General features: G+C 60.0%; 19 protein-coding genes. 7 read left to right on the forward strand and 12 right to left on the reverse strand.

From position 1 onward, the window contains the following. Position 1 precedes the first annotated feature (1 nt). From GKO01_RS05950 to GKO01_RS05960, 3 genes are read right to left on the reverse strand one after another with little or no spacing between them, the layout of a single operon-like run. The gene (locus GKO01_RS05950) at positions 2-1,012 is read right to left on the reverse strand and encodes an ABC transporter substrate-binding protein (protein WP_099286226.1); all 1,011 of its coding nucleotides are present in this window, start codon (positions 1,010-1,012) and stop codon (positions 2-4) included. Further along, positions 1,009-1,791 (reverse strand): ABC transporter ATP-binding protein, encoded by a 783-nt coding sequence (locus GKO01_RS05955; RefSeq protein ID WP_099286227.1) that lies wholly within the window; start codon positions 1,789-1,791, stop codon positions 1,009-1,011. Before GKO01_RS05955 ends, GKO01_RS05950 begins: the two co-directional genes overlap by 4 nt. Beyond that, positions 1,788-2,846 carry a FecCD family ABC transporter permease gene (locus GKO01_RS05960; protein WP_099286228.1) on the reverse strand — a complete coding sequence of 353 codons (1,059 nt, stop codon included), beginning with the start codon at positions 2,844-2,846 and terminating at the stop codon, positions 1,788-1,790. Before GKO01_RS05960 ends, GKO01_RS05955 begins: the two co-directional genes overlap by 4 nt. A 429-nt stretch (positions 2,847-3,275) precedes the next feature. Here GKO01_RS05960 and GKO01_RS05965 point away from each other — a divergent pair, with 429 nt between their 5' ends. The 4 genes from GKO01_RS05965 to GKO01_RS05980 all read left to right on the forward strand — a co-directional run bounded on the left by GKO01_RS05965 (position 3,276) and on the right by GKO01_RS05980 (position 8,202). After that, positions 3,276-4,610: a cytochrome c gene (locus GKO01_RS05965; protein ID WP_099286229.1), complete on the forward strand. Its 1,335-nt coding sequence runs from the start codon at positions 3,276-3,278 to the stop codon at positions 4,608-4,610. A 26-nt stretch (positions 4,611-4,636) separates the two neighbouring features. Continuing rightward, complete coding sequence (locus GKO01_RS05970; protein WP_062031771.1) at positions 4,637-5,113, forward strand: (2Fe-2S)-binding protein; 477 nt, start codon at positions 4,637-4,639, stop codon at positions 5,111-5,113. Next, positions 5,106-7,421, forward strand: a complete 2,316-nt coding sequence (locus tag GKO01_RS05975; RefSeq protein WP_099286230.1) for a xanthine dehydrogenase family protein molybdopterin-binding subunit — start codon at positions 5,106-5,108, stop codon at positions 7,419-7,421. Before GKO01_RS05970 ends, GKO01_RS05975 begins: the two co-directional genes overlap by 8 nt. Before the next feature lie 187 nt (positions 7,422-7,608). Beyond that, on the forward strand, positions 7,609-8,202 hold the full coding sequence (locus GKO01_RS05980; RefSeq protein ID WP_099286231.1) for a DUF4339 domain-containing protein: 594 nt from the start codon (positions 7,609-7,611) through the stop codon (positions 8,200-8,202). Between the two features lie 3 nt (positions 8,203-8,205). Here GKO01_RS05980 and GKO01_RS05985 read toward each other — a convergent pair whose 3' ends face one another. Then, positions 8,206-9,246, reverse strand: coding sequence for a glycosyltransferase (locus GKO01_RS05985; protein ID WP_174694250.1), 1,041 nt, complete (start codon positions 9,244-9,246; stop codon positions 8,206-8,208). A gap of 39 nt (positions 9,247-9,285) precedes the next feature. Next, a complete protein-coding gene (locus GKO01_RS05990) occupies positions 9,286-9,825 on the reverse strand; it encodes a hypothetical protein (protein WP_099286232.1) in 540 nt (179 codons plus the stop codon). A 165-nt stretch (positions 9,826-9,990) separates the two neighbouring features. Here GKO01_RS05990 and GKO01_RS05995 point away from each other — a divergent pair, with 165 nt between their 5' ends. After that, positions 9,991-12,690 carry a M16 family metallopeptidase gene (locus GKO01_RS05995; RefSeq protein ID WP_099286233.1) on the forward strand — a complete coding sequence of 900 codons (2,700 nt, stop codon included), beginning with the start codon at positions 9,991-9,993 and terminating at the stop codon, positions 12,688-12,690. A gap of 73 nt (positions 12,691-12,763) precedes the next feature. Here GKO01_RS05995 and GKO01_RS06000 read toward each other — a convergent pair whose 3' ends face one another. The 6 genes from GKO01_RS06000 to aroA form a co-directional block, all read right to left on the reverse strand. Next, positions 12,764-13,732 (reverse strand): CgeB family protein, encoded by a 969-nt coding sequence (locus tag GKO01_RS06000; RefSeq protein ID WP_099286338.1) that lies wholly within the window; start codon positions 13,730-13,732, stop codon positions 12,764-12,766. 117 nt (positions 13,733-13,849) lie between these two features. Beyond that, on the reverse strand, positions 13,850-16,840 hold the full coding sequence (locus GKO01_RS06005; RefSeq protein WP_099286234.1) for a glycosyltransferase: 2,991 nt from the start codon (positions 16,838-16,840) through the stop codon (positions 13,850-13,852). Positions 16,841-16,864: 24 nt separating this feature from the next. Beyond that, positions 16,865-20,212 (reverse strand): glycosyltransferase family protein, encoded by a 3,348-nt coding sequence (locus tag GKO01_RS06010; RefSeq protein ID WP_099286235.1) that lies wholly within the window; start codon positions 20,210-20,212, stop codon positions 16,865-16,867. Positions 20,213-20,453: 241 nt separating this feature from the next. Further along, the gene (gene rpsA / locus GKO01_RS06015; RefSeq protein WP_099286339.1) at positions 20,454-22,166 is read right to left on the reverse strand and encodes a 30S ribosomal protein S1; all 1,713 of its coding nucleotides are present in this window, start codon (positions 22,164-22,166) and stop codon (positions 20,454-20,456) included. A 254-nt stretch (positions 22,167-22,420) separates the two neighbouring features. Then, complete coding sequence (cmk, locus tag GKO01_RS06020) at positions 22,421-23,062, reverse strand: (d)CMP kinase (RefSeq protein WP_099286236.1); 642 nt, start codon at positions 23,060-23,062, stop codon at positions 22,421-22,423. Then, positions 23,059-24,387 (reverse strand): 3-phosphoshikimate 1-carboxyvinyltransferase, encoded by a 1,329-nt coding sequence (gene aroA / locus GKO01_RS06025; protein WP_099286340.1) that lies wholly within the window; start codon positions 24,385-24,387, stop codon positions 23,059-23,061. Before aroA ends, cmk begins: the two co-directional genes overlap by 4 nt. Positions 24,388-24,548: 161 nt before the next feature. Between aroA and GKO01_RS06030 the strand changes: the two genes are divergently transcribed. After that, entirely contained in the window at positions 24,549-24,875 is a 327-nt protein-coding gene (locus GKO01_RS06030) for a TIGR02300 family protein (RefSeq protein ID WP_062031788.1), read from the forward strand. Continuing rightward, complete coding sequence (locus GKO01_RS06035; protein ID WP_244901348.1) at positions 24,847-25,422, forward strand: chorismate--pyruvate lyase family protein; 576 nt, start codon at positions 24,847-24,849, stop codon at positions 25,420-25,422. Before GKO01_RS06030 ends, GKO01_RS06035 begins: the two co-directional genes overlap by 29 nt. A 3-nt stretch (positions 25,423-25,425) precedes the next feature. On the opposite strand, the gene GKO01_RS06040 is transcribed toward GKO01_RS06035, so the two are convergent. Further along, positions 25,426-26,181 carry an SDR family oxidoreductase gene (locus GKO01_RS06040; protein ID WP_099286238.1) on the reverse strand — a complete coding sequence of 252 codons (756 nt, stop codon included), beginning with the start codon at positions 26,179-26,181 and terminating at the stop codon, positions 25,426-25,428. Between the last annotated feature and the right edge of the window lie 2 nt (positions 26,182-26,183).

A 26,183-nucleotide genomic window follows, 5' to 3' on the forward strand; every position in this document is an offset into this window, starting at 1 on the left:
TTCAGTGCGTATCGGACGCGGGAGGGCGCGCATCGAGCATCAGCTCCGCATCCCCGGCAGACAGCGCAATACCATAGAACTCATGATAGAAAGAGCGGATAGACCGGATCATCGCAGGCCGATCCACTTGTCCGGTCTGGACGATCTGCCGCGACCAGAGAACCTGAAGCAGAAGCTCCGGCCCGTAGCGATCCCAAGGAAACAGGCCGGTCGGATTGCGATAGACTCGCCCGGACTTTACGGCCTTGATTTTCGACCAGACCAGGTCCTGCGTCAGCGTCGCCGGATCGCCCGCATTGGCACCAATAATGACGATATCCGGGTTCCACGACAGGACCTGCTCGATCGAAACGGGCTGTTTGTTGCCATGAATGCCCTGTGCGGCGTTCCGTCCACCCGCACTGCGGATCCACTGGTCGATGATGCTGGCGTCACCATCCACCCTGAGCGGCTTGAGGGACTCCACATGCAGCACAAGCGGCCCCTGCGGATTGGTCGGGGCCTGCGAAACAGCCTGAAGAAACGCCAGACGATAGGCCTGCGCCCGCTTTGCTGCCAAAGGCGTCTGAAGCAGGGTCGCGGTTCCGTCCACGCAGTCGAGCATCGAATCAAACCGGTCGAACCCTTCAGGCACCACGTTCAGCCCGGCCCGCGTCAGGGCATCGGCGGAATGGCTCGAAGCCATCACGAATACCAGATCAGGATGAAGCGCCAGAAGCTCTTCCGCATTCAGATTGCCGGGGTCCAGCGTCTCGGCTCTGGACAGCGACGGCACCAGCTTGAACATCCAGGGCAGCATTGCCGGACGCGCCACGGTTCCCACGATCTGGTTCTGCGCCCCCAGCATGATGAGCATCGCATTATGGGCGTACCAGCCTTCCACAATCCGGGTGGGAGGGGCCGCGTAGGCGACCGGCCCCGTCAGCGCAATCGCACCCAGCAAAGCCGTCCCCAGAAATGTCAGGACCGAAAACCGCTTCAGAGTCCGTGACAATGTCAGTCCCAATGTCATTTCTCGTTCCTTTCCTGATGGAAAAAGCGGTTTCCGGCATGATCCATCTGCATCAGAGGCACCCCGTAAAGCGCTGACATCCGTTGTGCCGTCACGACGTCCTGTGGCGGCCCATCCGCTTCGATCCGGCCATGATCCAGAACCAGAACCCGGCTGGCATACGCATACAGCTCTTCCGGTCGGTGCGACGTGAGCATAACAAGCCGCCCCTCCCGCGCAAGTTCCGCCAGCAACGCCATCAGACGCAGCTGATACCCGTAATCCAGCCCCGTCATCGGCTCATCCAGCAACAGGCCCCGCGCATCCTGTGCGATGGCCCGTGCCAGAACGACCCGCTGACGCTCACCGCCGGACAGCTCCGTGACGGGACGATCGGCAAAACGCTCCAGCCCCATCCGCTCCAGCGCCGCCGCCACGGTCCTCCCGTCCTGCGGAGACAAACGCCCCATCAGGCCGGAATGCGGCACCCGCCCAAGCTCCACCATCCGCCGCACTGTATAAGGAAACGTCGCCACATGGCTTTGCGGCACATAGGCCAGATGCCGCGCAATGGCAGAGGCAGGCCACTCCCGCAGAGACCGCCCCTCAAGAAAGACCTCGCCGGTCGAGGGTGTGAGAAACCCCATCAGAAGCCGCAGCAGCGTACTTTTGCCCGCACCGTTCAGCCCCAGAAGCCCGACCAGTTCGCCTTCCCGCAACGAAAGATCGATATCCTCCAGCACAAACCCGGCCTGCCGTGGCTGGCGGAAGTCAAGATTGCGACACGACAGCAACGTCATGCCATCCCACCCCGCAGGCGCCGCAGAACCAGCACGAAAGCCAGAGCGCCGAACAACTGCGTGACGATCCCAAGCGGAACCTCGCCCGTTGTGAGGCTACGCGCGCAGGTATCGGCCAGCACCAGCCCCCCGGCCCCCAGCAGCGCCGTCACCGGCATCATGTTCCGGTGCTCTGCCCCGACGAGCAGGCGCGCCACATGCGGCACCAGAAGCCCGATCCAGCCGATGATCCCGGCCATTGAAATCGTCATGGCGCAGGCCAGCGTCGCCAGAACGATCAGCACCGGACGCATCACCCGCACGGAAACACCCAGACTCCGCGCCTCGTCATCGCCCAAAGACAGAACGTCCAGAACAGGCGCGCACAGAACAAGCGCCATTGTCAGGATAATGAGCGGGCCAGACACCCATGCCAGTTCGTGCCATCCGCTCGGCGCCAGACTGCCCAGAAGCCAGTCCACAATGGCCGGAAGCTGATCCATCGGATCGGCCAGATATTTCACCAGAGACAGCAAAGCCGTGAAAATCGCATTCCCGATCAGCCCCCCCAGAAGCAGGGCTAAAATCCCGCCCCCCGGCAAGGTTCTGCTGATCAGCAGCCCACACCCGACCGCCAGCAACCCGCCCCCGAAGGCGCCCATCTGCACCACGAACGCCGAGCCGCCACTCACGATCGCAAGCGCCGCCCCAAACGCCGCGCCACTTAGGACACCCAGCAGATCCGGCGAAACCAGCGGGTTACGGAACACCGCCTGATAGGTCGCGCCGCCACAGGACAATGCGCTTCCGACCAAGAGCGCCGCCAGAATACGCGGCAACCGCGCCTGCATCACCACCACCTGCGCAAGCGGGTCAACTCCGGCGGACAGATGCAGAAAATGCCCGAATACTCCCAACACCCGCAGCGGTGACAGCGGATAACGCCCCAGACAAAGCGCGCACAACACGCTCAGAACCACACCTGCCAGAGCAAGGGAACGGATCAGGGCAGGACGGACGAAAATGGCAGGTCCTCTCGGCAGAGCGACAGACGAAACCCGCCGCAGAAAAACCATAAGCCAAGCCTTCCTGCGCCGCCAGAACCCTCGCACAACGGCCTCAACCCAGTCTTCATATCTTTCACCGGCACCTGAAATGCCTCAAAAGCATAGGATTTTTTGGCACTCGGTGTCACAATAATTGTCATAAATCATACTTAAAATTGAAGACATTGTAACAATCTTTCAAACAATACCCTCAGTATCACCGTTATTGTCCGCAAGATCTTTATCCGGAAATACTCAAATCAGGACTGAAACAGTCCCGGATTTACGCTGCAACATCCGAAAACCTGTGTTATTTTCATGACTCTGATTGCATTTATTTTAGGAAACGCACGGTTTTGAGATAGCGCAATCTTCCCTTTCATGATCCGGTGCCTTAGGTTGCACGCAACAGCCGCCTTTTGTGGCAAATGATTTCAATCCTTCCGGGACAGTCCAACCATGCTCAAACGGATAGCTGCCGCTGTCATTGGCCTTGGTGCCGTGGGAGGCATCGGCTTTCTTGCCTATGCCTGGTACCCCGCCATCGCCCCGATCCCCCGGCCCGCCGCATCGTCGTTCTCCGCTGACGCCATCAGCCGTGGCGCCATCGTCGCGAATGGCGGCTATTGTGCGGAATGTCATACCCGCGTGGATGGCACCCCCGGCCCTGAACTGGCCGGTGACTTCAAAATGGCCACGCCGTTCGGCGATATCTTCTCGTCCAACATCACCCCGGACGAGCAGTGGGGAATCGGCAACTGGTCTCTGGCCGCCTTCAAGCGCGCCATGAACAAGGGCATCGCCCGCGACGGTTCCCAGCTCTATCCGGCGTTCCCGTTCGATCACTTTACGAAGGTCAACGATCAGGACGTCTCGGACCTCTACGCCTATCTGATGACGCGCCCGGCCATTCATCTCAAGCCTCGCGACAACACGGTTCCCTTCCCGATCAACATCCGCCTGATCGGACAGGGCTTCTGGAAACTGCTGTTCTTCACGCCGGGCCGCTACCAGAACGACCCCAAGCATGATGCCCAGTGGAACCGCGGCGCCTATCTCGCCGAGGGTAACGAACACTGCGGCGCCTGCCACACGCCGCGTAATCTTCTCGGTGCAGAGAAGATGAGCAAGGTCTATGACGGCGCAGTCATCGACGGCTGGATCGCGCCGCCCCTGAACGACCATAACCCGACGCCGGTCGTCTGGACCGAAGACGAATTGTTCCAGTATCTGCGCTTCGGCGTGGCTCCGCTGCACGGTTCGGCCGCTGGCCCGATGTCTCCCGTGCCGCATCGCTTCCTATCGAAAATCCCCGAGGAAGACGTGCGCGCCATCGCTCATTATTATGCAGATGTGGACAAAGCCGCACAGCGCAGCGGCGGCGATCAGACCGCGATTGCCCGCGCCATGCACATGTCCGGCATCAACCTGACCGGCCCGCTGACGCAGGATCCCGATGCCCGTCTGTATCAGGCCGCCTGTGGCGCCTGCCACTACAACTCCGGCCCGAACCCCGTGCTCGGCCGCCCGGAACTGGCTCTGAACAACGCGCTGTGGCTGGATGAGCCGAACAACCTCTATCAGGTCATGCTGCATGGCATCACCGCAGAGGAAGGTCAGGATCACATCTCGATGCCGAGCTTCTATTCCGGCCTGTCCGATCATGACATGGCCCGCATCGCCGCGTATCTGCGTCGCACACGCACCACGCTTCCCCCCTGGACGGATCTGGAAAAGAAGGCCGCCAGCGCGCGCGCCACGCTTGAAGCTCCGCCCATCACCGCTTCGCACTGATCCGGGCAGGACTGGGAATACAGGACATGACCACGAAATTTGAACTCAACGGACAGCCCGTTACGGTCGACGCCCCGGCAGACACCCCCCTGCTCTGGGTCATCCGTGACGACCTGAACATGACCGGCACCAAGTTCGGCTGCGGTATCGGCGAATGCGGTGCCTGCACCGTCCATGTCGGCGGCCGCGCCACACGCTCCTGCATCACGCCGCTTTCCGCCGTGGAAGGCGCTTCGATCACCACGATCGAAGGGCTCGACCCGGAAGGCAACCACGTCGTGCAGGTCGCCTGGCGGGATCAGCAGGTGCCGCAGTGCGGCTACTGCCAGTCCGGTCAGATCATGCAGGCCGCAAGCCTCCTGAAGGACTATCCGAACCCGACTGACGATCAGATCGACGGCGTGATGGGCGGCAGCCTCTGTCGCTGCATGACCTATATCCGCATTCGCAAGGCCATCAAGGAAGCTGCTTCCAAGCAGCAGGAAGGCGCCAACAATGGCTAAAATCGAACAGATTGCGAAAAAGAGCGACGCCGCGCGCCTCTCCCGCCGCAACTTCCTGATGACGGCCGCTGGCGGCGGACTGATGTTCGGTTTCGCCCGCAAGGCCGGTGCCGCCGTAACGCTGCCCTCCCCGATGCCGCCGGAAGCTGCGTTCGAGCCGAACATCTGGTGCGCCATCGCCCCTGACGGCGCGATCAACGTCAACATCGTGCGCGCCGAAATGGGCCAGCATGTCGGCACGGCCCTCGCCCGCATCATCGCGGACGAAATGGACGCGAGCTGGGATAAGATCAAGATCACCGAAGTGGACACCGCCCCCAAATGGGCCGGGAAATACGTCACCGGTGGTTCTTGGTCCGTCTGGGACACATGGGACACCTTCCGTCAGGCCGGTGCCGCAGCCCGCAGCGTGATGCTTGAAGAAGGCGCCAAGCTCCTCGGCACAACGCCGGAACGCTGCACCGTCAGCGAAAGCGTTGTTTCTGCTGGCGGCAAGAGCGTGTCCTTCGGCGACATCGTGGCCCGCGCCAAGCCGACCCGGACCTTCACACCCGAAGAAATGGCGAAGCTGCCGCTCAAGCCGGTCGCGGACCGCCGCCTCATCAGCAAGCCGGTCCCGGCGCTCGATATCCCGGACAAAACGACCGGCAAGGCCATTTACGGCATCGACGTCAAACTGGACGGCATGCTGTATGGCCGCCCGAAAATGCCGCCAACCCGCTATGCCTCGAAGGTCGTCTCCGTGGACGACAGCGCCGCGAAGAAAATTCCCGGCTATGAGCGCTATGTGGTTCTGGACGACCCGTCTGGAATCGTTCCGGGCTGGGTCGTGGCGCTGGCCAAGACCTATCCCGCAGCGATCCGCGCCGCCGACGCCCTGAAAGTGCAGTGGAATCCCGGCCCGACGATCCATGTCTCCGAAGCGGACATCATCGAACATGGCCGCAAGCTGACGCTCAATCCGAAGAACGGCGCCTGCGTCTTTAATGACAAGGGCGTGGACGAAGCGCTTGCGATCCATCCCAATCAGGTCTTCGAACGCCGCTATACCTGCGCATCCGTCGCTCATTACCAGCTTGAGCCGGTCAATGCCGTGGCGCGTCATATCGACGGCATGTGGGAAGTTCATACCGGCAACCAGTGGCAGTCCCTCATTCTGCCGCAGCTCGCCAAGTCGCTTCAGGTGCCCGAAGAGCAGGTCGTCATGCGCACCTATATGCTTGGCGGCGGCTTCGGGCGCCGTCTGAACGGCGATTACTGCATCCCGGCCGCTCTGGCCTCCAAGGCCATCGGTGGCGCTCCAGTCAAGCTGATCCTGACACGCTCCGACGACATGGAGCTGGACTCCATCCGCTCGCCGTCCTTCCAGAACATCAAGGTCGCGCTCGACAACGATCGCAAAAAGATCACGACCATGGACTATGTCGCGGTCGCGGGCTGGCCAACGCAGGTGATGGCTCCGGCCTTCCTCGCCACGGCTGAAGACGGGAAGAAATACGATCCGTTCGCCATCGCAGGCGCGGATCACTGGTATGACACAGGCCCGACGCGCGTCCGCGCCGTCAGCAACGACCTTGCCAACGCCACCTTCCGTCCCGGCTGGCTGCGCTCGGTCAGCGCTGGCTGGACGCCCTGGGCACTGGAATCCTTCCTCGACGAGGTTGCTCATTCCACGAAGCAGGACCCGCTGGAATTCCGTCTGTCCATGTTCACGGCGCAGGGCCGTAACGCAGGTCAGGCTCCGAATTCCGTGGGCGGCGCCAAGCGTCAGGCCGCCGTGCTCCAGCGTCTGGCTGACAAGATCGGTTACGGCAAGGAACAGCTTCCCGACGACACGGCCATCGGCATTGCTACCAGCTTCGGTCAGGAACGCGGCATGCCGACCTGGACAGCCGGTGCGGCGCAGGTTCATGTCGATCGCAAGACGGGCGTCGTCACCTGCCAGAAGCTCTGGCTTGTGCTGGATGCCGGAATTATCGTTGATCCGGGCGGGGCACTTGCCCAGACCGAAGGCGCGGCACTCTGGGGCCTCAGCATGGCGATGTTCGAAGGCACCGAAATCGTCGATGGCACGATCAAGGACCGCAACCTCAACACCTACACCCCGCTGCGTCTCCCAGACGTACCGGAGATGGACATCGAGTTCGTCCAGAACACCGAAAAGCCCACGGGCCTTGGTGAGCCGGGCGTTACGGTTGTCGCGCCCGCCATTGGCAACGCGATCTTCAACGCTGTCGGCGTCCGCCTGCGACACCTGCCGATGCGTCCAGCCGATGTGCGCCGCGAACTGCAACAGCACTCACGCTAAGCCGTCAGCCAATCAGGAAAAGGCCGTAGCCCCAGCCGGGACTGCGGCCTTTTTCATACAGGACCACAGACCCGAACCCGTCATCCGGGCAGGAGGGTCTTGCCAAGCCCCCCGAAAGTCGTGACAGACTGCAGTGTTCTGGACCCAACAGGCCCCGAACACTGCGCCGCCGGGAAAAGGACAAACTGTGAGCTGGTTTTACGAAGACCATGGCACCCGCAAGGGACCGGTGTCCGCAGACGGCATGAAAGCCCTCGTGACCGAAGGCATCATCGGGCATTCCACCCTGTGCTGGACCGAGGATTTCGGCGGTGAATGGCACCCTGCTGGAAGCTGCGCTTTCTGGCCTCCGCAACCCGAGGGCGTTCCTCCGGCCCTCCCGGCCAGCCTGATCTCGAACCGCTGGCTATGGCTCAGTCTGGTCGGGCCGTTTTTCGGCAGCATGGCGGTCAGTGTCCTTCAGGGTTTCGGACTCGTCCCCGATTTCGCCAGCAATTTCGCGTCCATGATCGTGAGCATCGGCATTTTCTATATGGCCCTTGTCATGGACCGTCGTAGCCTGCTCGCTGCAGGTTTTCGTCCCGGCACGATCCTGTGGATCCTGCTGCCACCGCTTTATTTCTGGCGCCGCATCCAAATTGTCGGACACGGCATGCTGCTCTTTTTCCTGTCGGTTCTGGTATTTCTGTGCGAGTTCGTTCCCGCGCTCACCACGGGGTGGCACATCTTTCCAGATGTCGGCCTGTCGGATTACGTCTCCCGCCGCTACTACGAGCTGTAAGGTTCAGCAGTACCGGCGGTAAAAAGCCTCGACGCTGCTTGCCGCCGTGGCGATCCGGTAACGGGACATATCCCACTGACGCGGCGCCGCAGTTTCAAGACGGCGCAACCCGGCCGTAAGTGCTTCCAGACAGTCAGACGGCAGCAAACATTCCGGTGCATCTGCCAGAATATCCTTCACCCCACCCGCCGCCGTCGCACAGACCGGCAACCCGGCCTCCATGGCTTCCAGCAGCACCAGCCCGAACGGTTCATGACGTGAGGGCACGACGAACGCATCAAACGCGGCCAGAAGATCGGGCATGTCCGTGCGATAGCCGGTGAAAAGAATGTCCGCCCGGCCCTGCGCCGCTTTTTGCAGCGCACACCGTTCCGGGCCATCCCCGACCAGGACAAGCCGGGTCTCGGGTCTGAGACCGGCCTGTTTCCAGGCCTTTATCAGAAGCTGGAAATTCTTTTCCTCGACCATCCGACCGGCGGTCCCGATCACGACCCCGCCCTCGGGAATACGCCATTCAAGCCGCATCCGTTCCCGCAAAGCCGCACGGCATGCCGCCGTAGATTGGGGAGGAACCGTCCAGTTGGGGATCAGCGCACAGGCTTCGCGCTGTCGTTCCGGCAGAACATCGCGCTGCCAGGACGCGATGCAGACCAGCCCGTCATGCGTGCCATAGCTGCGACCGCGATAGGAGGTGTGCAACGTCGCAACGACAGGCACCGACCCCGCAAGCCCCGCCCGGCGCAGCCAACTCGCCCGAGCAGAGGCCCGTCCAAGATGGGTATGGACGATATCGTGCCGCCCGCTGCGAAGCTCGGTAGCCAGTGCGGGCAGATAACCCGCACGCCCAGCCCGCACGATTTTCACATCAGGACACAGAAACCCCTGAATGTCCCCGCCCGTGCGCGCATCGGTCGTCCTGCGTTCCAGAAGCAGCGTGACGTCATGGCTCCGCGCCTGAATGGCGGAGAGTTCCGCAAGATGCCGCTCCGTTCCCGCAAATTCCCGGGTCGAGAGACAATGCAGAATTCGCAGTCGGGATGTCACGCGCGTGTTCCTTGAAGGGCGTGGCGAGGAAACTGGATGTCAGGAGTTCAACCGGCCCCCGGCCGTGCCCCAGACGCCTTCGATGATCGGGCCGCTACGGCTGGACATGCGCTGCAAGGGGGGGCGCGGCTGGCAGGCCACCAGATAAAGGCCAATGGTAAAGAGAAGCTGGGAAATCGTCGTCAGCTGCGTTACCAGCCAGACGAAATCGGGCTCCCCCAGCCCCCGGAAAAGCTGATACGCCAGAAAGGCCAGAGACAGCAGCCGCATGGCCCGCAGCAACGGTCGCAGCGGATTGAGCATTCCAGGCCGCACCATGGGCGCAGAACGTCGCATCCCCAGAAAGAACGCCAGACTGACGCACCAGATCAGCGTGCTGTCGATCATGTTGCCCAGACTGGCCCCGAACAGCAGCATCGGCAGCAAAAGGGACAGTCCCTCCAGCATCAGCGCCCCGAGCTGACAGCTCAGGCCGAGATGGAGGGGCGTCAGGCGCGCGGGAAGACGATCCGCCAGAGGCTGGAACAGCCGGTCGAGCAGCCAGTCATCCATTTGAGCAATGCGTTCAGGTAAAGTCATCACACATCTTTTATCCGCCTCTCCGCTCTGCTGCACATAATTTTTTCTTCATCCGACCGTCAGATACAGCGCTTCAGACACGGGTTACATATGGTGGACAGAAACCGGCGTAACAGCTTTACTCTTTTGTGAAGATACGTTTCTCCTCAGGAAAGTTCTGAACCGATGTCCGCACTCTCCCGCCTTTCCCGCCTGTCGCTGCTGGCAGCCACCATGCTTGCCCCTCCGGTTCTGGCGGGCGCGCATGCCGCACCTGAAGCGGCACCAGTGGCGAGTGCCGCTCCGGCGACGGTCACGCGGGCAACACTGTCCAATGGACTGCGGGTGATCGTGGTGCGTGACACGCTCGCCCCGGTCGTGCAGACCATGCTGAATTACGAGACGGGCTCCGTGAATGCGCCAAAGGGCTTTCCCGGTACAGCCCATGCGCTCGAACACATGATGTTCAACGGCTCAAAGACCCTCTCGCGCGACCAGCTTTCCACCATCAGCGCGCAGCTCGGCAACAACGACAACGCCGACACGACCTCGGACGTCACACAATATTACTTCAAGGCCCCCGCCAGCGATCTGGACGTTCTGCTGAAAATCGAAGCCGGACGGATGCGCGGCCTGAACATTACCGAAGCCGAATGGGCGCATGAGAAAGGCGCGATCGAACAGGAAGTCTCGCGCGATCTCTCCAGCCCGATCTACCGCTACCTCTCACAGATCCGCGCCGCCCTGTACGCGGGCACACCCTACGAACACGACGCGCTCGGCACGCGCCCGTCCTTTGACGCGACCACTGCTCCGCTGCTGAAAAAATTCTATGACACATGGTACACGCCCAACAATGCCGTTCTGGTCATCACCGGCGACGTGGACCCGCAGGAAACGCTGAAAAAGGTCGAGGCCGCTTTCGGCAGCATTCCGGCCAACACCCTTCCCGAACGCGGCACCGTCTCCCCGACCCCGGCCAAGGCCCAGAGCATTTCCCTCGACACCGACCTGCCGATTGGTCTCGTGACGATGGCATGGCGGATGCCGGGACAGCGGGACCCCGATTATGCGGCGACAACCCTGCTCGCAGACGCCATCAGCAGCCAGCGCGCCGCCCTGTTCGCCCTCGTACCTGAAGGCAAGGCACTCGATACGGGCTTTATGTATGATCCCGATGCGCAGGCCGGGCTGGGCGTCGTGTATGCCGGCTTCCCCAAAGGCGCCAATCCCGACGGACTGCGGACAGCCGTCGCGGCTATCATGGAGAATTTCCGCACGCACGGCATCCCTGCCGAACTGATCGAAGCCGCCCGCCGCAAGGAAATCGCAGCGCTTGAGTTCAACGCCAACAGCATTTCCGGCCTCGCCGAAAGCTGGTCGCAGGCCGTTGCCATCCAGCATCTGAACGACCCGCAGGACATGCTCGCCGCTTTCCGCAGCGTTACGAAGGAACAGGTCGACGCGCTGGCGAAAAAACTGCTCGACCCGGCCCATGCCATCAGCGCGACCCTGACGCCAAGCGCTTCGGGCAAACCCGTGGGCCAGAAGGGCTTCGGCGGTGCAGAATCCTTCAATACCCCCCCTGCGGGCAAAGTCACCCTGCCGGACTGGGCGCAGCAGGCTCTTGCCCGTCTGACGATCCCTGCCGCAGCACCTCTGCCCACGACATACACGCTGCCCAACGGACTGCATCTTCTCGTTCAACCCGAACATGTCAGCCATACGATCGAGCTGATCGGCAGCATCCGCCAGAACGCTGATCTCGAACAGCCTGCCGGTCAGGAAGGTGTGGCAGGCGTGACGGAGCAGATGTTCCTCTACGGCAGCAAGACGCATGACCGTCTGGCCCTCGCCCGCGCGCTCGATGACCTTTCGGCAGACGAAGAAGCCGGTCCGTCCTTCTCGCTGAGCACGCTGACGCCGAACTTCGAGAAGGGCCTCGCCCTGCTGGCCGATCACGAACTGAACCCGGCTTTCCCGGAAAAAGCGTTCCACGTCACCCAGCTACAGGCCGCGCAAGCACAGGCCGGTGAACTTCAGTCGCCCGGCTACCGCTTTGGCCGCGCCACCCGCAAGGCGCTCGTTCCCCCGCAGGACCCCACCCTGCGTGAAGCCACGCCTGCCACGATCAGCAAGCTCACACTGGCGGACGTTCAGGCCTATTATGCCCATACTTACCGCCCCGACCTGACCACCATCGTGATCGTCGGCGACATCACCCCCGAAGCCGCGAAGGCCGACGTCGAAAAGGCGTTCGGGGGCTGGAAAGCCGTGGGGCCCAAGCCTGACGTCGATCTGCCCGCAATTCCCCTCAGCCGCGCCTCTCAGGCCGTGGTCGCGGATCCGGGCCGTTCGCAGGACGAAGTCAAACTCGTCGAGACCATCGGCATGAAAGTGACCGACCCGGACCGTCACGCTCTTGCCGTTGGCAACACGATCCTCGGAGACGGGTTCTCCTCGCGCCTGATGCAGGATCTGCGCGTCAAAACGGGCTATGTGTACGGTGCAGGAAGCGGTTTCAATTATTCCCGAACCCGCAGCGGCTTCGGCATTACATTCGGCGCTGATCCGGACAAGGTCAGCAAGGCGCGGGCGCTTGCCGTCAAGGACGTAGAGGACATGCGGACCACTCCCGTCTCGCAGGAAAGCCTCGACCTCGCCAAGGCCACCCTTCTGCGCAGCCAGCCCATGTCCCGCGCCAGCTTCAGCGCCCTGGCCGGAAGCTATCTGTCCCTGATCGCGCTAGACCTGCCACTCGACAGTCAGGCCAAAGCCGCGCAGGCCATCTATGACATGACACCGCAGCAGGTGCAGGCTGCTTTCCGCAAATGGGTCCGCCCGACCGATCTCGCCCAGATCGTCATGGGGCCACAGCCGAACTGAACTGGCTTTCAAACACAAAAGGCCGCGGAAGCAGTTCCGCGGCCTTTTTTATGAGGGTCGTCCTGAAGGAGGGTCAGTCGATCAAGCCCTCGTCTTTCAGAACACGCAGCGCATACTGAATGCGGTGCCGGTACAGATGCTCAGCCTGCGTCCGCGCCTGCGCCTTGCGCGCCATCTTCACACGCAGTTCGTTGTTGTCGAGATAGGTTGCGACCAGCCGCTCAAAATCAACACGGTTCGAGAAAACCGGGATTTCATCAGCCGAATAATAACGGCGGATTTCATGGGTGTCCTCATGGAACACCTGAAACGCCCCGGCCAGCGCAGCCTCGAATGTCCGCGGCCCCGGCGTGGAAGGCGCAATGATGAAGCGCTTGTTCTCAAAGCTCAGCGAGCGCCCCAGATTCAATACCAGTTTGGAACGGCGATACAGCTCGACAAGCTGGGACTTCTCGATCCGGGCATCAGAAAATCCGATCCCAAGTTCTCCCCAGCCCGGGCCAACGATCTTAATGTTCAGATCCCGCAATGCTGGCAGGAGATTGCGGACGATATCCTTGCGATTGGTGAAGGCAACACCACAGAACAGGACGTCGATCGTCTTTTCCGCATGATCTTCGATCTCGCCGTAATGCAGCTTGGGGCAGGCCGCCAGCGGCAGATGGAACACCCTATCGCGCTGGTAGAAATTATGGCCCCAGCGATCACAGGAGAAAATCACATCGAAATCGTCGGCAATGCGATAGTTCGCATCCTGCTCGTAGGGGTCTTCCGTCGCCCAAAAGACCGTTACAGCGCCGATCTTCTTCGCTTCACGACAAACCTCACCGAAATAGGTGCTTTCGGGAAGATAGGAGCCGATGGCAAAGACGATCGTCGGCTTGAGGAACCGGATGGAGCTGGCTGCGGCCGAGATATGAACGGCCGTGACATTGTCCTCGCCAAAACAGTCCGCCCAGCCATCCATGATGGACTCACGGATCTGGGTGTTGGCCTGACTTTCATAGCGCCCACCGCTACAGACGAGCACACGTCCGCTCATTCCGGCTGTTGCGCTGTTCAGCACACTGGCGTTTTCGATTTCCACGACCGCGTCATTCACTGCGTCCATAACCTTCCCGCTCTCCCCAAACTTTTAAAACCGGTCGTATCCGGTCCGTCATGCCATGCAGCTTTGAACAATTTCTGACAGTGCCTGTCGGAAATCGGTCGGAGAACAGTCCCGCTCGACCGCCGTGAGGGCGCCGTGGCGGAGAGTCTCCCACAGTTCTCCGTCCTGATAAAGCCGCTCTACAGCCGCCGCGAAAGCCTGCGGATCATCCGCCGGGGCCGCCAGAATCTCGACACCCTCAGCCCACCCAACCTGCTCCTGAAGAAGCGTGGTCACAACCTGCGGCAGACCATAGGATGCCGCTTCATGAACCTTAAAGGGAATTCCGCCTGCAAACCGCGTCGGCGCGACAAAAACCCTGTGCCGGTCGAACAACCCTCTCGGGTCCCCGACAGGTCCCACGATCTCGACCCGGCTATTCGTCGAAAAGACCGTCATATCCACATCCGGCCCGACAAACCCCGCGATCGTAAAATGAACCTCCGGCGGCAGAACACTGTCCAACAGAGGCAGGACACTGTTCACGAACCAGACAAGACTGTCATGATTGGGAGCACCCTCATCGTGGATCGCGCCAAAGAAAAGGATATTATGGCGGCTCTCGAAGGGTGCAGGCGTCGACTGGGGGGGCAGTTCATGCCCGAGCACCGAGACATTCACACACCCTGCGCGACGCGCCAGTTCAGCATCATGATCCGTGACCGTGATGACCTTCTGACAGAAACGGGCACAGTCCAGCTCCTGCTGGAGCATCTCGTCAAAACTGATTTCCGGCGCCGGAAGTTCCAGAACACGTATCCGCTCCAGCGTCCGGGGCGTCGCGATCACTTCCGTATCCAGAATCGGCCCTGCGGCAGGCAGGTAGCGGCTCGATTCATTGAGCAACGGCAGGAGGCGCTCCAGATTATGCGTACGGCCAATCCAGACCAAGTCGTAATATCCGACCCGTTCCAGAATGAAATCGGCAAAGCTGGAAAAATTCCGGTCAACGATCAGTTCCACCGTTTCGGGAAAATCTCCGAACAGATCAATGGATGTCTGATCTCTGGCCAGAACAGGAAAAACAGTAACCTGATAACCCAGAGCCGTCATTCCGCGGATAATATCGTTGGATCGGACATAGCCTGAGCCCAGACGACGCAGCGGCAGACGGTCCTCAATGAAAAGGATTTTTCTGCGCTGGCTGATGCGGTGCTCGCGGCCGAGCACCGCATTGCGGATATGGGCTGGCTGCTGATTCCGCAGAAAGTCCTGTTGCAGGCGCGCGAAGGTTTTCAGGTTACCCCGGATCAGGGCATGCGAACCTGCCGCACCGGAACTGCCAAATTCCAGATGTTCAATAACCACGCTCGGGTCATAGACGATCCGCATCCCGGCCTTGAGAATACGCACACACAGATCAGTATCCTCGAAATAGGCCGGCATGTAACGCGGATCATATCCTCCAAGACGACGCAGCAGCGCAGTCCGCACCATCAGGAAAGCGGCCGAGCAATAATCAACATCCCGGACAAAATTGGCACTCGTCAGGTTTGGATCGTCCTCACGCAGATAGCCGTAAGTCGCGCCGTCCCGCCAGATGATCGACCCTGCTTCCTGAAGAAGCATGTTCGTGCGGATCAACTTGGCGCCGACAGCCCCGATATCCGCTTCCGCATGCAGACGCTTCAGAGCATGGAGAATGGCGTCAGGATACAGACGAACATCATTGTTCAGATACAGGGTCAGCGGCGCTTCCGCTTTTTCCAACGCAAGATTGCACCCCTGAAGATATCCGATGTTATGCCGATAGCGCAGGATCGTGGCACCACGCACCATCCGGCCGATATGGCGCGTTTGGTCATGCGATCCGGAATCAACGAGGATGAGCTGGATGCCCCCGCCGTAATTGGCACGAAGCGACGCGAGCGCCTGCGCCGTCAAGGCAACCCGGTCATACACCACCATCAGCACGCTGATTTCGGGTACACCATGAACTGTGAAATCCAGCGGATGTCGCACCAGCGATGGCAGAATTGCCTCAGCTTCCCGCTCGAACAGGATCCGGGACTGCTCCTCAGGGATTTTGGAGACAGCCGCAAGCGCCGCCATTCGCCCTTCGCCAAGTCCCGTACGCCCTGCGACAAGATGGGCAAAGGCACTGTCATACAAGCGGTTACGCACATCATTGCGGACCTGCGCCTGCGACATATGAGCAGCAAGATCCACATCAGTCTGTGGAATACGACCTTCCTGCGCACCATAACGGACGAAATGATCGTAGCCGTTGCGAAAAAATCCATGTTCCAAAGAAGGAAGGATATCGGGATGCGCCGTGCCGTAGACCTGTTCCGAAAAAAACTCCTGAGGATCGAAAAGTCTGGGCGTTTCGTTCGTCAGGTAATGATGCAGGGCACTCGAATAATGTCCGGCGGCGATATCCTGACGCACTTCGGGATATCGCGTCAGATACCAGACCGGATCGAAATACCAAGAAACACGACCAGAATCGGCGACATGGGCAGGCAAACCAAGCCAGGACCCAAACAGGCCGATCCGGCTGTCAAAATGATCTGGAAATGTCAGAGCAAGGTCTCGGCAAAGCTCATCGTCGAAGAAATGATGGCCCCGATAATAATGGCTTTCACCAATTTCAAGGAAATGGTCGTAACCGTTGCGAAATCCGTTTTCAGTCAGGAAACGCTGCGTCAGCTCCGGGTAACGGCGGCGATAACCGGGTTCATCAAATAACCAGTGCGGCGAGTGGGTTTTGTAACCCGTAGCGATATAATGCTCAAAGCCCGAAGCCCATTCTTCCCGAATCAGACCCCGACGAACATCCTTGTGGGCATCGCGATACCATATCTCGTCAAAATACCGATTTGGAGAATGTCCGTAACGCTGCCCCGTCTGCTGATAGAACACATACGGATCTTCCTGCCCTTCCTCCCGCATCCAGTCACGGACTTCAGGATAGCGCAAGAGATACCATTGCGTATCAAATCGGGACCATCTGGGGTCCCGTAGATCTGGTAACGGGGCGGCAATACTCTCGGCCATGACAACAAGCCTCCCTCTGGCAGATCAGGAAATGATTTTTTCTGCAAGAAGGCGTTCAGCTCGTTCGATCTCATGCGAATGCACTTCAATATGCTCGACAGCCAAAACTGCTCCATTGTCAAAAGTGACGGCAATATTGGTCATTCTTGACCCGTAAACATCCCCTACAACATTCACAAGAATGAAGCGGTAGACACCGTCAAGCGGGCGAGCATAGCCTTCACGCGGCATGAACGCTCCTTTGAAGCCCACAAAAAGGGGCGCGTCACGGTGAATCTTGCCGACATCAGCACGAGCCACACGTTCCATCGCAAAGAATGTGATCTCTTCCCGGCTTTCCGAGACCAGTCCGCCATAGACCTGCCCTGAGCGGGACAAATTATGAAAGAACGCCCAACCCTCAACCATAAGAGGGCTTGCCGGATCAGAATCAATCGGAAGATCGCCAGTCAATCCGCTGAACTGGTCAACAAAGTAATCCAGGACGCCTCCTGTATACGGATGCATCTGATGTTTGCCGACACCGGACAGCTTTACTCCCCGCATCAGGCCATCACTATGAGAGACGCGACGGAAATCAGACAGGATAAGATCGTTGGACGGTGCGCTGCGGACAATGCTCCGAATCTGGCCTCCTTCGACCTCAATCTGGATCGGGGTTAACTGGAATGCACCCTGCCCATTGACCACATTGATCAGGCCCACCCGGAAGCGCCCCTCACACCATTTCCCACGCAGAGCAACTTTTCCTGAAAAACCGGAACGGCGAGGAGCATCAACAAACAGCTCCGCAATATCGCCTCGGATTTCGCGCTGACATTCCAGAAAAATCATTGGACTGTCCGGCTCTTCACCCACAAGAACCGTGAACATCTGTCCCGCAGAGCTTACACCGGGAAGGATCATCCACCCCCGGATATGAAACTCGGCAGCGCCCTGAAAAGACTGCTCATCCAGATTGGAGAAGACGTGATGGCAGATATCGTCAATGTAGCATTCAGCGCCCTGCACCGAAAACCAGTCCAAAATCATAACCGGCAGTTCTACAGACAGATCACGGACAGTCGGTGGATCGAAAATATGGCGCGGCGGAGCCTGATGCCGCCAGGTAGCATGAGGCAGCAAATGAACCTGCCCAACATCCAGACGCAATTCCGATACGCCCATTTCACGTCGTGGAGCCGTATCATGATAAAGCGCCAGCAGTTCATCCGCGTAGTCACGCGCATGCGTCCAAAGCGCAGGGGTAATATTCTGCATGATCTGACGGCGCAAAGGCTCGGAAGAACGCAGCAACTCCAGACGTTCGAGCACCATGCTTGGACGGCTGATAGGCACTTTGAAGCCATTGACGCCATCTTCGACGCGATCGTGCAGAGCACCAACATCCGTCACGATCGGAATCAGGCCATTCTGCCAGGCTTCAGACAGGGAGATGCAGTACGTCTCGGGCCAGATTGAAAGGTTCAAAGCGACATCCGCAACCTTCAGCGCTTCGATGTCTCCCATTTCATAACGGCCGTAAACCTTAACATTTGCACGAGGCACCGACGTCAGAACAGCTTCATATTCCGGGTTCAGATATCCGAAAATATGAAAAACGAAGTGGTCCGGATGGGCAATCTCAATCAGACTGAGAATCGTGTCTGCACCCTTGGTCCGCAGAAAATTCCCTACAATGGCGACACCAAGCGGGCGGTCCCCAAGAGGTTGATACGCTTTTCTTAAAACCGGAACCGTATTGTCAGGACTGGGAATACCCATCACCAGACTACGCTTGTTATCGAGAACCGGATAAATCTCGTGCGTCAGATCCCGTGAATGAACCGTCCCGAACAGGATGGCATCGACCGAGTGCAGCATCTTTGCCACGAAAGCGCGGCGGGTCTGTTCTCCGCCGTGGTCCACATTTTCTGACGCCTTGAGCACGATATCAGCAGCAAGAACTGAACGGACTTCATCTTCCACATACCGTAGCTCATGATTGAGCAGATTGTAGCGTGCGGACAGCAGCCAGAAATCATGGGCGGAGAAAATCACGCCCGTCCCGTTTGCCTTGGCAATGATTGGCAACGAGAGGGCATGATGGCCCAGATGCTGGAAATGGACGAGATCAATATTGTACTGGCTGAGTACGCTGGAAAACGCCATTTCTTCCGGCGCATCGCAAAGCGCGTCCTGCCAGCCCACTTCTGGAACATCAAAACGCTCAAGCTCATGACCATTGGCCGTCGTCAGGCGACAAAAATTCCCGCGACGCAACCAATAGAAATACTCTACATCCCGCGCCAGAAGCGTACAAAGCCCCTGCTGATAAACCTCAACACCACCCCAGGCCTGCTCGTGAATAGTGGAATGTGTGCACATCAGCACACGAAGGCGTCTGCGCCGCGGCATAGGAGCGATCGCATGGGTGCGGCGTCCAAAGTCAGCACCAGTGATGCTCCGGATCTTCTCAAGACGATGTTCGTACAGATGCTGCGACAGAACTGACTGCTGGGCAGCCATTGCAGCATCACGACGCGCCTCTGCCTGCTGAAGCAATATGGCAATCGCATCCACAACCTGATTGGCGTCTCGGGCCAGCGAGATGCCGTTCACCGTTTCGAAATGCGCGGCGTCCATGCTCTCCGGGGCTTCCACGACCTGAGCAGCACCGGCGAGAGCGAGCTCAAAGAAACGCGGACCAGGCGCCGTAGCCTGACTGACTTCGCCGTGACTTGCATAGTCACGGAACATGGTCAGGGTAACGGCGCTGACATTCGCAAAATCAATGAACGCTTCATGACTGATGGGACGCTGGATGGCGAGAGACGCCAGATCGCTCGGCAAAGGCGGCAGAAACTCGTTGGTCGGACAGACCAGCTTGAGACGGGCATCGGGAAACGCCGCAATAACCTTGCGTAACGTGTGAACACGATTGGGCCACATCGTTCCCGCAAAGAAAATATCGTATTCCAGTTCGTCAGCCGAAAGAACGCTGCGTTCATGGATCGACGGACTGGCGGCCAGAGGGAGGTAATGACCCTTGCCATGATAATGGTCTGCGCAGGACGGATCATTCGTAAAGACGAAATCAAAAAGCTCGGCATTCTCGACATTGAAGTCCCGCATAAAAGGATCTTCGAACGTCCAGAGGATCATGGTTTTAAAAGCCGGACGGACCCGACGGATGAGCGGAAGGTTGATGCGTTGGGCATCAAGGCAAATCAGAACATCATGCTCACCAGAAACAGCGATGCCCGCCAAACTCATATTATCAGCAACGGTGACCTGATCTTTACCGAAAAGTGCCTCTGCCGCTCGCTGTACGGCCAATGTCAAATAGGAATTGGGATTGTGGGTGTAATTCGTATTGTAAATGACCGCCATCAATCTCCTGGGCGCTAACGCCCACTCCCATATTCAATATTGGCCAGTCGCCCGGATTTTAGCAGGGCATGCTCTCCGTTTACGACATTTTTGTCTCGAAGCATCTTCTTGTGTAGCGGATGGCACGAGCAAGAAAAAGCCCATCAGAAAAGAATGAATTCTTAATAAAAAAAGGGCCGCCGAAGCGACCCTTTTTCCGACCGCAAGAGAAAAACCTCTTGCGGTTCACCAAAGCAGATACTCAGGCGTCCGTGTTACGACGGCGGATAGCGGCACCCAGGATGTCACCCAGGGACGCGCCGGAGTCAGAAGACCCGTATTCGTTGATGGCTGCCTTGTCTTCCTCGACCTCACGGCCGCGGATCGTCAGGGCCAGCTTGCGCGACGCGCGGTCAACGGAGACGACCTTGGCGTCAACCTTTTCACCGACTGCGAAACGCTCCGGACGCTGCTCGGCCTTGTCACGGGCCAGTTCAGCGCGACGGATGAAGCCCTGCAGGACGTCATCAACCTTCACTTCGATCCCGTTGCTCTGAACAGCGGTCACGACGCAGGTCACGACAGCACCCTTCTGAACGCGGGACAGGGTGTCAGCTGCCGGATCTTCCTGAAGCTGCTTGATGCCCAGGGAGATACGCTCTTTCTCGGGATCCACGTCGAGAACCTTGGCCTTGACGATCTGGCCCTTCTCGTAGTGCGCCATGGCTGCTTCGCCGGCTTCGTCCCAAGAGAGATCGGACATGTGAACCATGCCGTCGATGTCTGCGGAAAGACCAACGAACAGACCGAACTCGGTGATGTTGCGGATCTCGCCTTCGATGATCGAACCGACCTTGTGCTCTTCCTCGAACTGTTCCCAAGGGTTGCGCTGAACCTGCTTGAGACCGAGGGAGATGCGGCGCTTGGAGCTGTCCACATCCAGAACCATGACGTCGACTTCCTGCGAAGTGGCGACGATCTTGCCCGGATGGACGTTCTTCTTCGTCCAGGACATTTCCGAAACGTGCACCAGACCTTCGACGCCCGGCTCCAGTTCCACGAATGCACCGTAATCGGTGATGTTCGTGACGCGGCCCGTGAAGCGTGCTCCTGCCGGATACTTGATGGCGACGTTTTCCCAGGGGTCAGCTTCAAGCTGCTTCATGCCCAGGGAGATACGCTGCGTATCGGAGTTGAAGCGGATGACCTGCACGCGAACCGGCTGACCGATCTGCAGCGCTTCGGACGGATGGTTGATGCGCTTCCAGGCGATGTCCGTGACATGCAGGAGGCCGTCAACGCCGCCGAGGTCAACGAACGCACCGTAGTCGGTGATGTTCTTGACGACGCCGTCGAGGATCATGCCTTCCTTCAGGCCCTGGATCAGCTCGGAGCGCTGTTCCGCACGGGTCTCTTCAAGAACGGCACGACGCGAGACAACGATGTTGCCACGGGCGCGGTCCATCTTGAGGATCTGGAACGGCTGCGGATGACCCATCAGGGGTCCGACGTCACGAACCGGGCGGATGTCGACCTGGCTGCCCGGAAGGAACGCCATGGCGCCACCGAGATCAACCGTGAAGCCACCCTTGACGCGACCATAGATCGTGCCGTTGACGCGCTGGTTGTTGCCGAATGCGCGCTCCAGAGCGGTCCATGCCTCTTCGCGGCGAGCCTTCTCGCGCGACAGGACGATGGAGCCGTCACGGTCTTCGTAACGCTCGACATAAAGCTCGACAACGTCGCCCGGCTTCACGTCCGGGGCAACGCCGGCCGGACCGAATTCCTTAAGGGAAACGCGGCCTTCGCTCTTGAGGCCGACATCGACGATGGCGAATTCATCGGTCAGGCGGACAACACGGCCCGTGACAACCGAGCCTTCAAAGCCGGTATCGCGACCCAGGGTCTCGTCGAGAAGGGCTGCAAAATCCTCGAAACCGCGATCGGTCGAGGTGTTCTGAGTGGCTGAAGCCATGTAAATACGATATTCCCGGACGCCCGTTCCGTGACCGGAGCGGATGTCCACGTCTGCGCCAGACCCAGTAATGGACCGGACGTCTCCCCGCCGCCGCTAAACGGTCAGATCGGGTTGTTGGCTGTAAGACCTGCCCGCCAGACGCAGGACAGACCATCCCCCTCCCCTTCGGGGTGGGCGATACGCTGCACCAACACCCTGCGGGGGCGTGGTGTCAATAAAAAAAGCCGTTTTTTGGCTGTTATCGCGTCGCTTCAGCGCCGCGTGTGACGCAGGGCCACGATTTCGCAGGCTTTATCAAGAACCTCTGCGGCAGAAAGCCCGTCCGTTTCGATCAGAACGGCATCCGCGGCCTGAACCAGCGGAGCCGTTTCCCGCGAGGAATCACGTGCGTCCCGTGCCACGAGCTCGGACACGGCCGCCTCAAGGGCAGAGCCTTCCAACGGAGTCTCGCCCGCCACCTGACGATGTCGACGCAGAGCGCGGGTGCGCGGAGAGGCCGTGATGAAAAACTTCACGTCCGCATCCGGGAAAACGACAGTCCCGATATCGCGCCCGTCCACGACTGCACCGGTTTCGGACGCAAAAACGCGCTGACGGTCCAGCAGGGCCGCTCGAACAGCAGGCTGTGCCGCCACCAGAGACGCCCCACGATCGATCTCGGGAACACGCAGGTCCGTCCGGGCCAGATCTTCCTGTTGCAGAGCCCGCGCCTCAGCGGAAGCATCACCAGCCGGGTCCAGCCCGGCATTCACCATCCGGCGGGCAACAGCACGATACAACAGCCCGGTGTCGAGATAGGGCAGCCCCAGTTTCGCAGCCAGAGCTTTGGCGAGCGTCCCTTTACCGGCCGCCGCAGGCCCATCGACAGCGATGACAAGCGGACTAGCCGTCACGCCGCCAGCCCTGCACCGAGAGCGTTCATCAACTCCACGAAGCCGGGGAAGCTGGTTTCAATGAAAGCCGTATCGTCCACATTCACAGGCTTTGCAGCCGCAAGACCAAGCACAACGGCACTCATGGCAAGGCGATGGTCCATATGGGTCTGGACTGTGCCGCCACCGAGAGGCGCATCAGCTCCCTTCACGATGAGGTCGTCTCCAATCACCTCGGTCTCGGCGCCATTCACATTGAGCAGGGCGACGGTAGAGGCCAGACGGTCACTTTCCTTCACCCGCAGTTCTTCAAGACCACGCAGGCGGGATGGCCCCTCCGCAAAAGCGCAGGCCACGGCGAGGACCGGGTATTCATCGATCATGGACGGTACACGCTCGGGCGGAACGTCCACGCCTTTGAGCTGGCTGTGACGGACATGCAGATCGCCAACCGGCTCTCCACCTTCCACGCGCTCGTTTTCGATGGAGAGGGACGCCCCCATCTCGATCAGCGTCGTAAACAGCCCCGTCCGCAGCGGGTTGAGACCCACGCCCTCGATCCAGATATCCGAACCCGGCACCAGCAGAGCCGCGACGATCGGGAAAGCCGCCGAAGACGGGTCTCCCGGAACCGTCACATCCCGCGCAGTCATGACGACCGGCCCCGTCAGGGCGATTCGGCGTCCACCCGCATCAAGACGCGAGACATCCACCTCAACCCCGAAATGCCGGAGCATGTTTTCCGTATGATCGCGCGTGGCGACAGGCTCTTCCACGATCGTGGTGCCATGCGCGTTCAGACCCGCCAGCAGAATGGCGGACTTGACCTGCGCGGATGCGACCGGAAGGCGGTATTCGATCGGTTTCGCCTCTCCCGTCCCACGAACGGCCATCGGCAGACGACCGCCTTCACGCGTCAGGAACTCGGCGCCATTGGCCGCCAGAGGCGCAGTCACGCGGCGCATGGGACGAGACCGCAACGAAGCATCGCCCGTCATGACGCTGTTGAACGCATGGGACGACAGAATACCCGACAGCAGGCGGGCCGCCGTGCCGGAATTGCCCATATCCAGAACGTCCGCAGGTTCGGTCAGAGCGCCCACGCCACGGCCTTCAATGGTCCACTCCGTGCCCTCCCGCGTGATGGTCGCGCCAAGTGCGCGCATGGCATCGGCGGTCCGCAGCACGTCCTCGCCTTCGAGCAGGCCGGTGACACGGGTGCGGCCGGAGGCGAGGGCGGCGAGCATCAGCGAACGGTGGCTGATGGATTTGTCACCCGGAACACGGGTACGGCCGGAAAGTCCCTTAAGGGACGCGGAGACGGTCAGGGGGCGCGAGACTTGCATGAAGATGTTTTTGCTGGGGTGCCCCATACCTGTCAATCGCATCTTGAAGGTGCAGTCATGCGCCTGAAAACTGTCAGGAATCATGCGATGGGATTTGACAGGACGCGCACAAGCTGGCATGGCCGCGTTCCTTATTCGAGGCATCAGCAGGTTCCCGCACAATGGCAAAACCCGAACTCGGTCTGAAACGGACATGCGTTGAATGCAACGCCCGCTTCTATGACCTGAACCGCGTCCCGGCGGTGTGCCCGAAATGCGGCACGACCCAGCCGGACGATTCCCGTCTCAAGCGCAGCGAAGTTCCGCTGCCGGAAGAAAAAGATCCGAAGCCCCAGGCCAACGAGCATGAGGACGACGTGGATCTGGAAGTCGCCGATGACGAGGACGATGACGATGTGATCGCCCCGGACGACGATCTGGACGACGACGACGATCTCAGCAACGACATCGAAGTTCCGAATGACAAGGACGACCGCGACGACAACTAAAGTTGTTGCAAGGCTCCTTTGTGCCGTTCTTCTGGCGGCACTGATGAACGGCTGCTCTGATCCGGAAGGCATTTTCGCCCCGGACAGCGCAGCCGTTCGCGCATTCAGGGCCCGGCTCGACAGCCATCCCAGCGCAACGGCGGTTCTCCAGTCCCGCTGCCCGTCTCCAATCCGTGTCCTGCGCCTGAGCGTGGACCGGCCCGTGACGGAAGACATCCTGAGCCTATTGCAGGTGACGGAAACGCATCAGGTCAACACGCGACGTGTCCGGCTGCTGTGTGGCGAGACCGTGCTCTCGGATGCCTGGAACTGGTATGTGCCGGAGCGGCTGTCCCCGGCAATGAACACACTGCTGGAACAGACCGACACACCGTTCGGACGCGTCGTGCAACAGACAGCGTTCAGGCGGGAAAGACTGGAAACCCGTTTCCCGGGGAAAGCCTCCGGGATCGTTCTGGAGAACAGGGCGCTTCTGCGCCGGGGCACGGATGACGCACCGATTTCTCTCGTGGTGGAAGACTATCTCCCCGCAGCCCTCCGTCCCTGAGCCTCAGGAGGCCGGAGACCAGTTCAGATGCTGCCCGCCATCCAGCGCCAGCATCTGCCCTGTCACCGAAGGAAGCGCAAACAGCGCCAGTGCGGCCTGAGCGATTTCTTCGGGGGAGGAGCCATGCTGCAGCGGTGTGCGGGCGCACATGCTGTCAAAATGCTCCTGCGTTTGTCGTACGGCAGGAAGAACCGGGCCGGGCCCGATGGCGTTCACCCGAACCCGCGGTGCGAGCGCGAGCGCCATGGTCTGTGTCAGGGTCCAGAGCCCCGTGCGGGACAAAGTATAGCTGACGAAATGCGGCGTCAGGTTCCACACACGCTGATCCAGCATATTCAGAATCAGGCCCTCGGCCCCATCAGGAAGCGCCTTTGCCATAGCCTGCGAGAGGACAAAGGGCGCGCGAAGATTGGTTTCGAGATGCAGATCCCAGCTTTCGCGGGTAACGCTGCCCATCTCGTCACGAATGAAAGCGGACGCGTTGTTAATGAGGATGCCAACCGAGCCCAGAGCGGCCTGCACACGCGGCAGCAAGACCTCAACCTCATCTTCGCAGTGCAGATCGGCCTTTAAAACGCAGCCTTTGCCGCCAATCCGCTTCAGAAGCTCTTCAGCTTCATGGGTACTGTCGCGACAATGGATAGCGACCGCAAATCCCTGCCCGGCCAGCATTTCCACCAGTGAAGCCCCGATACGCCGGGCGCCGCCCGTCACAAGAGCCACACGGGGGACACGCGGAGAAATCTGAAACGACGCCATTC

The sequence above is a fragment of the Gluconobacter kondonii genome, from assembly GCF_002723995.1.
Classification (GTDB): domain Bacteria; phylum Pseudomonadota; class Alphaproteobacteria; order Acetobacterales; family Acetobacteraceae; genus Gluconobacter; species Gluconobacter kondonii.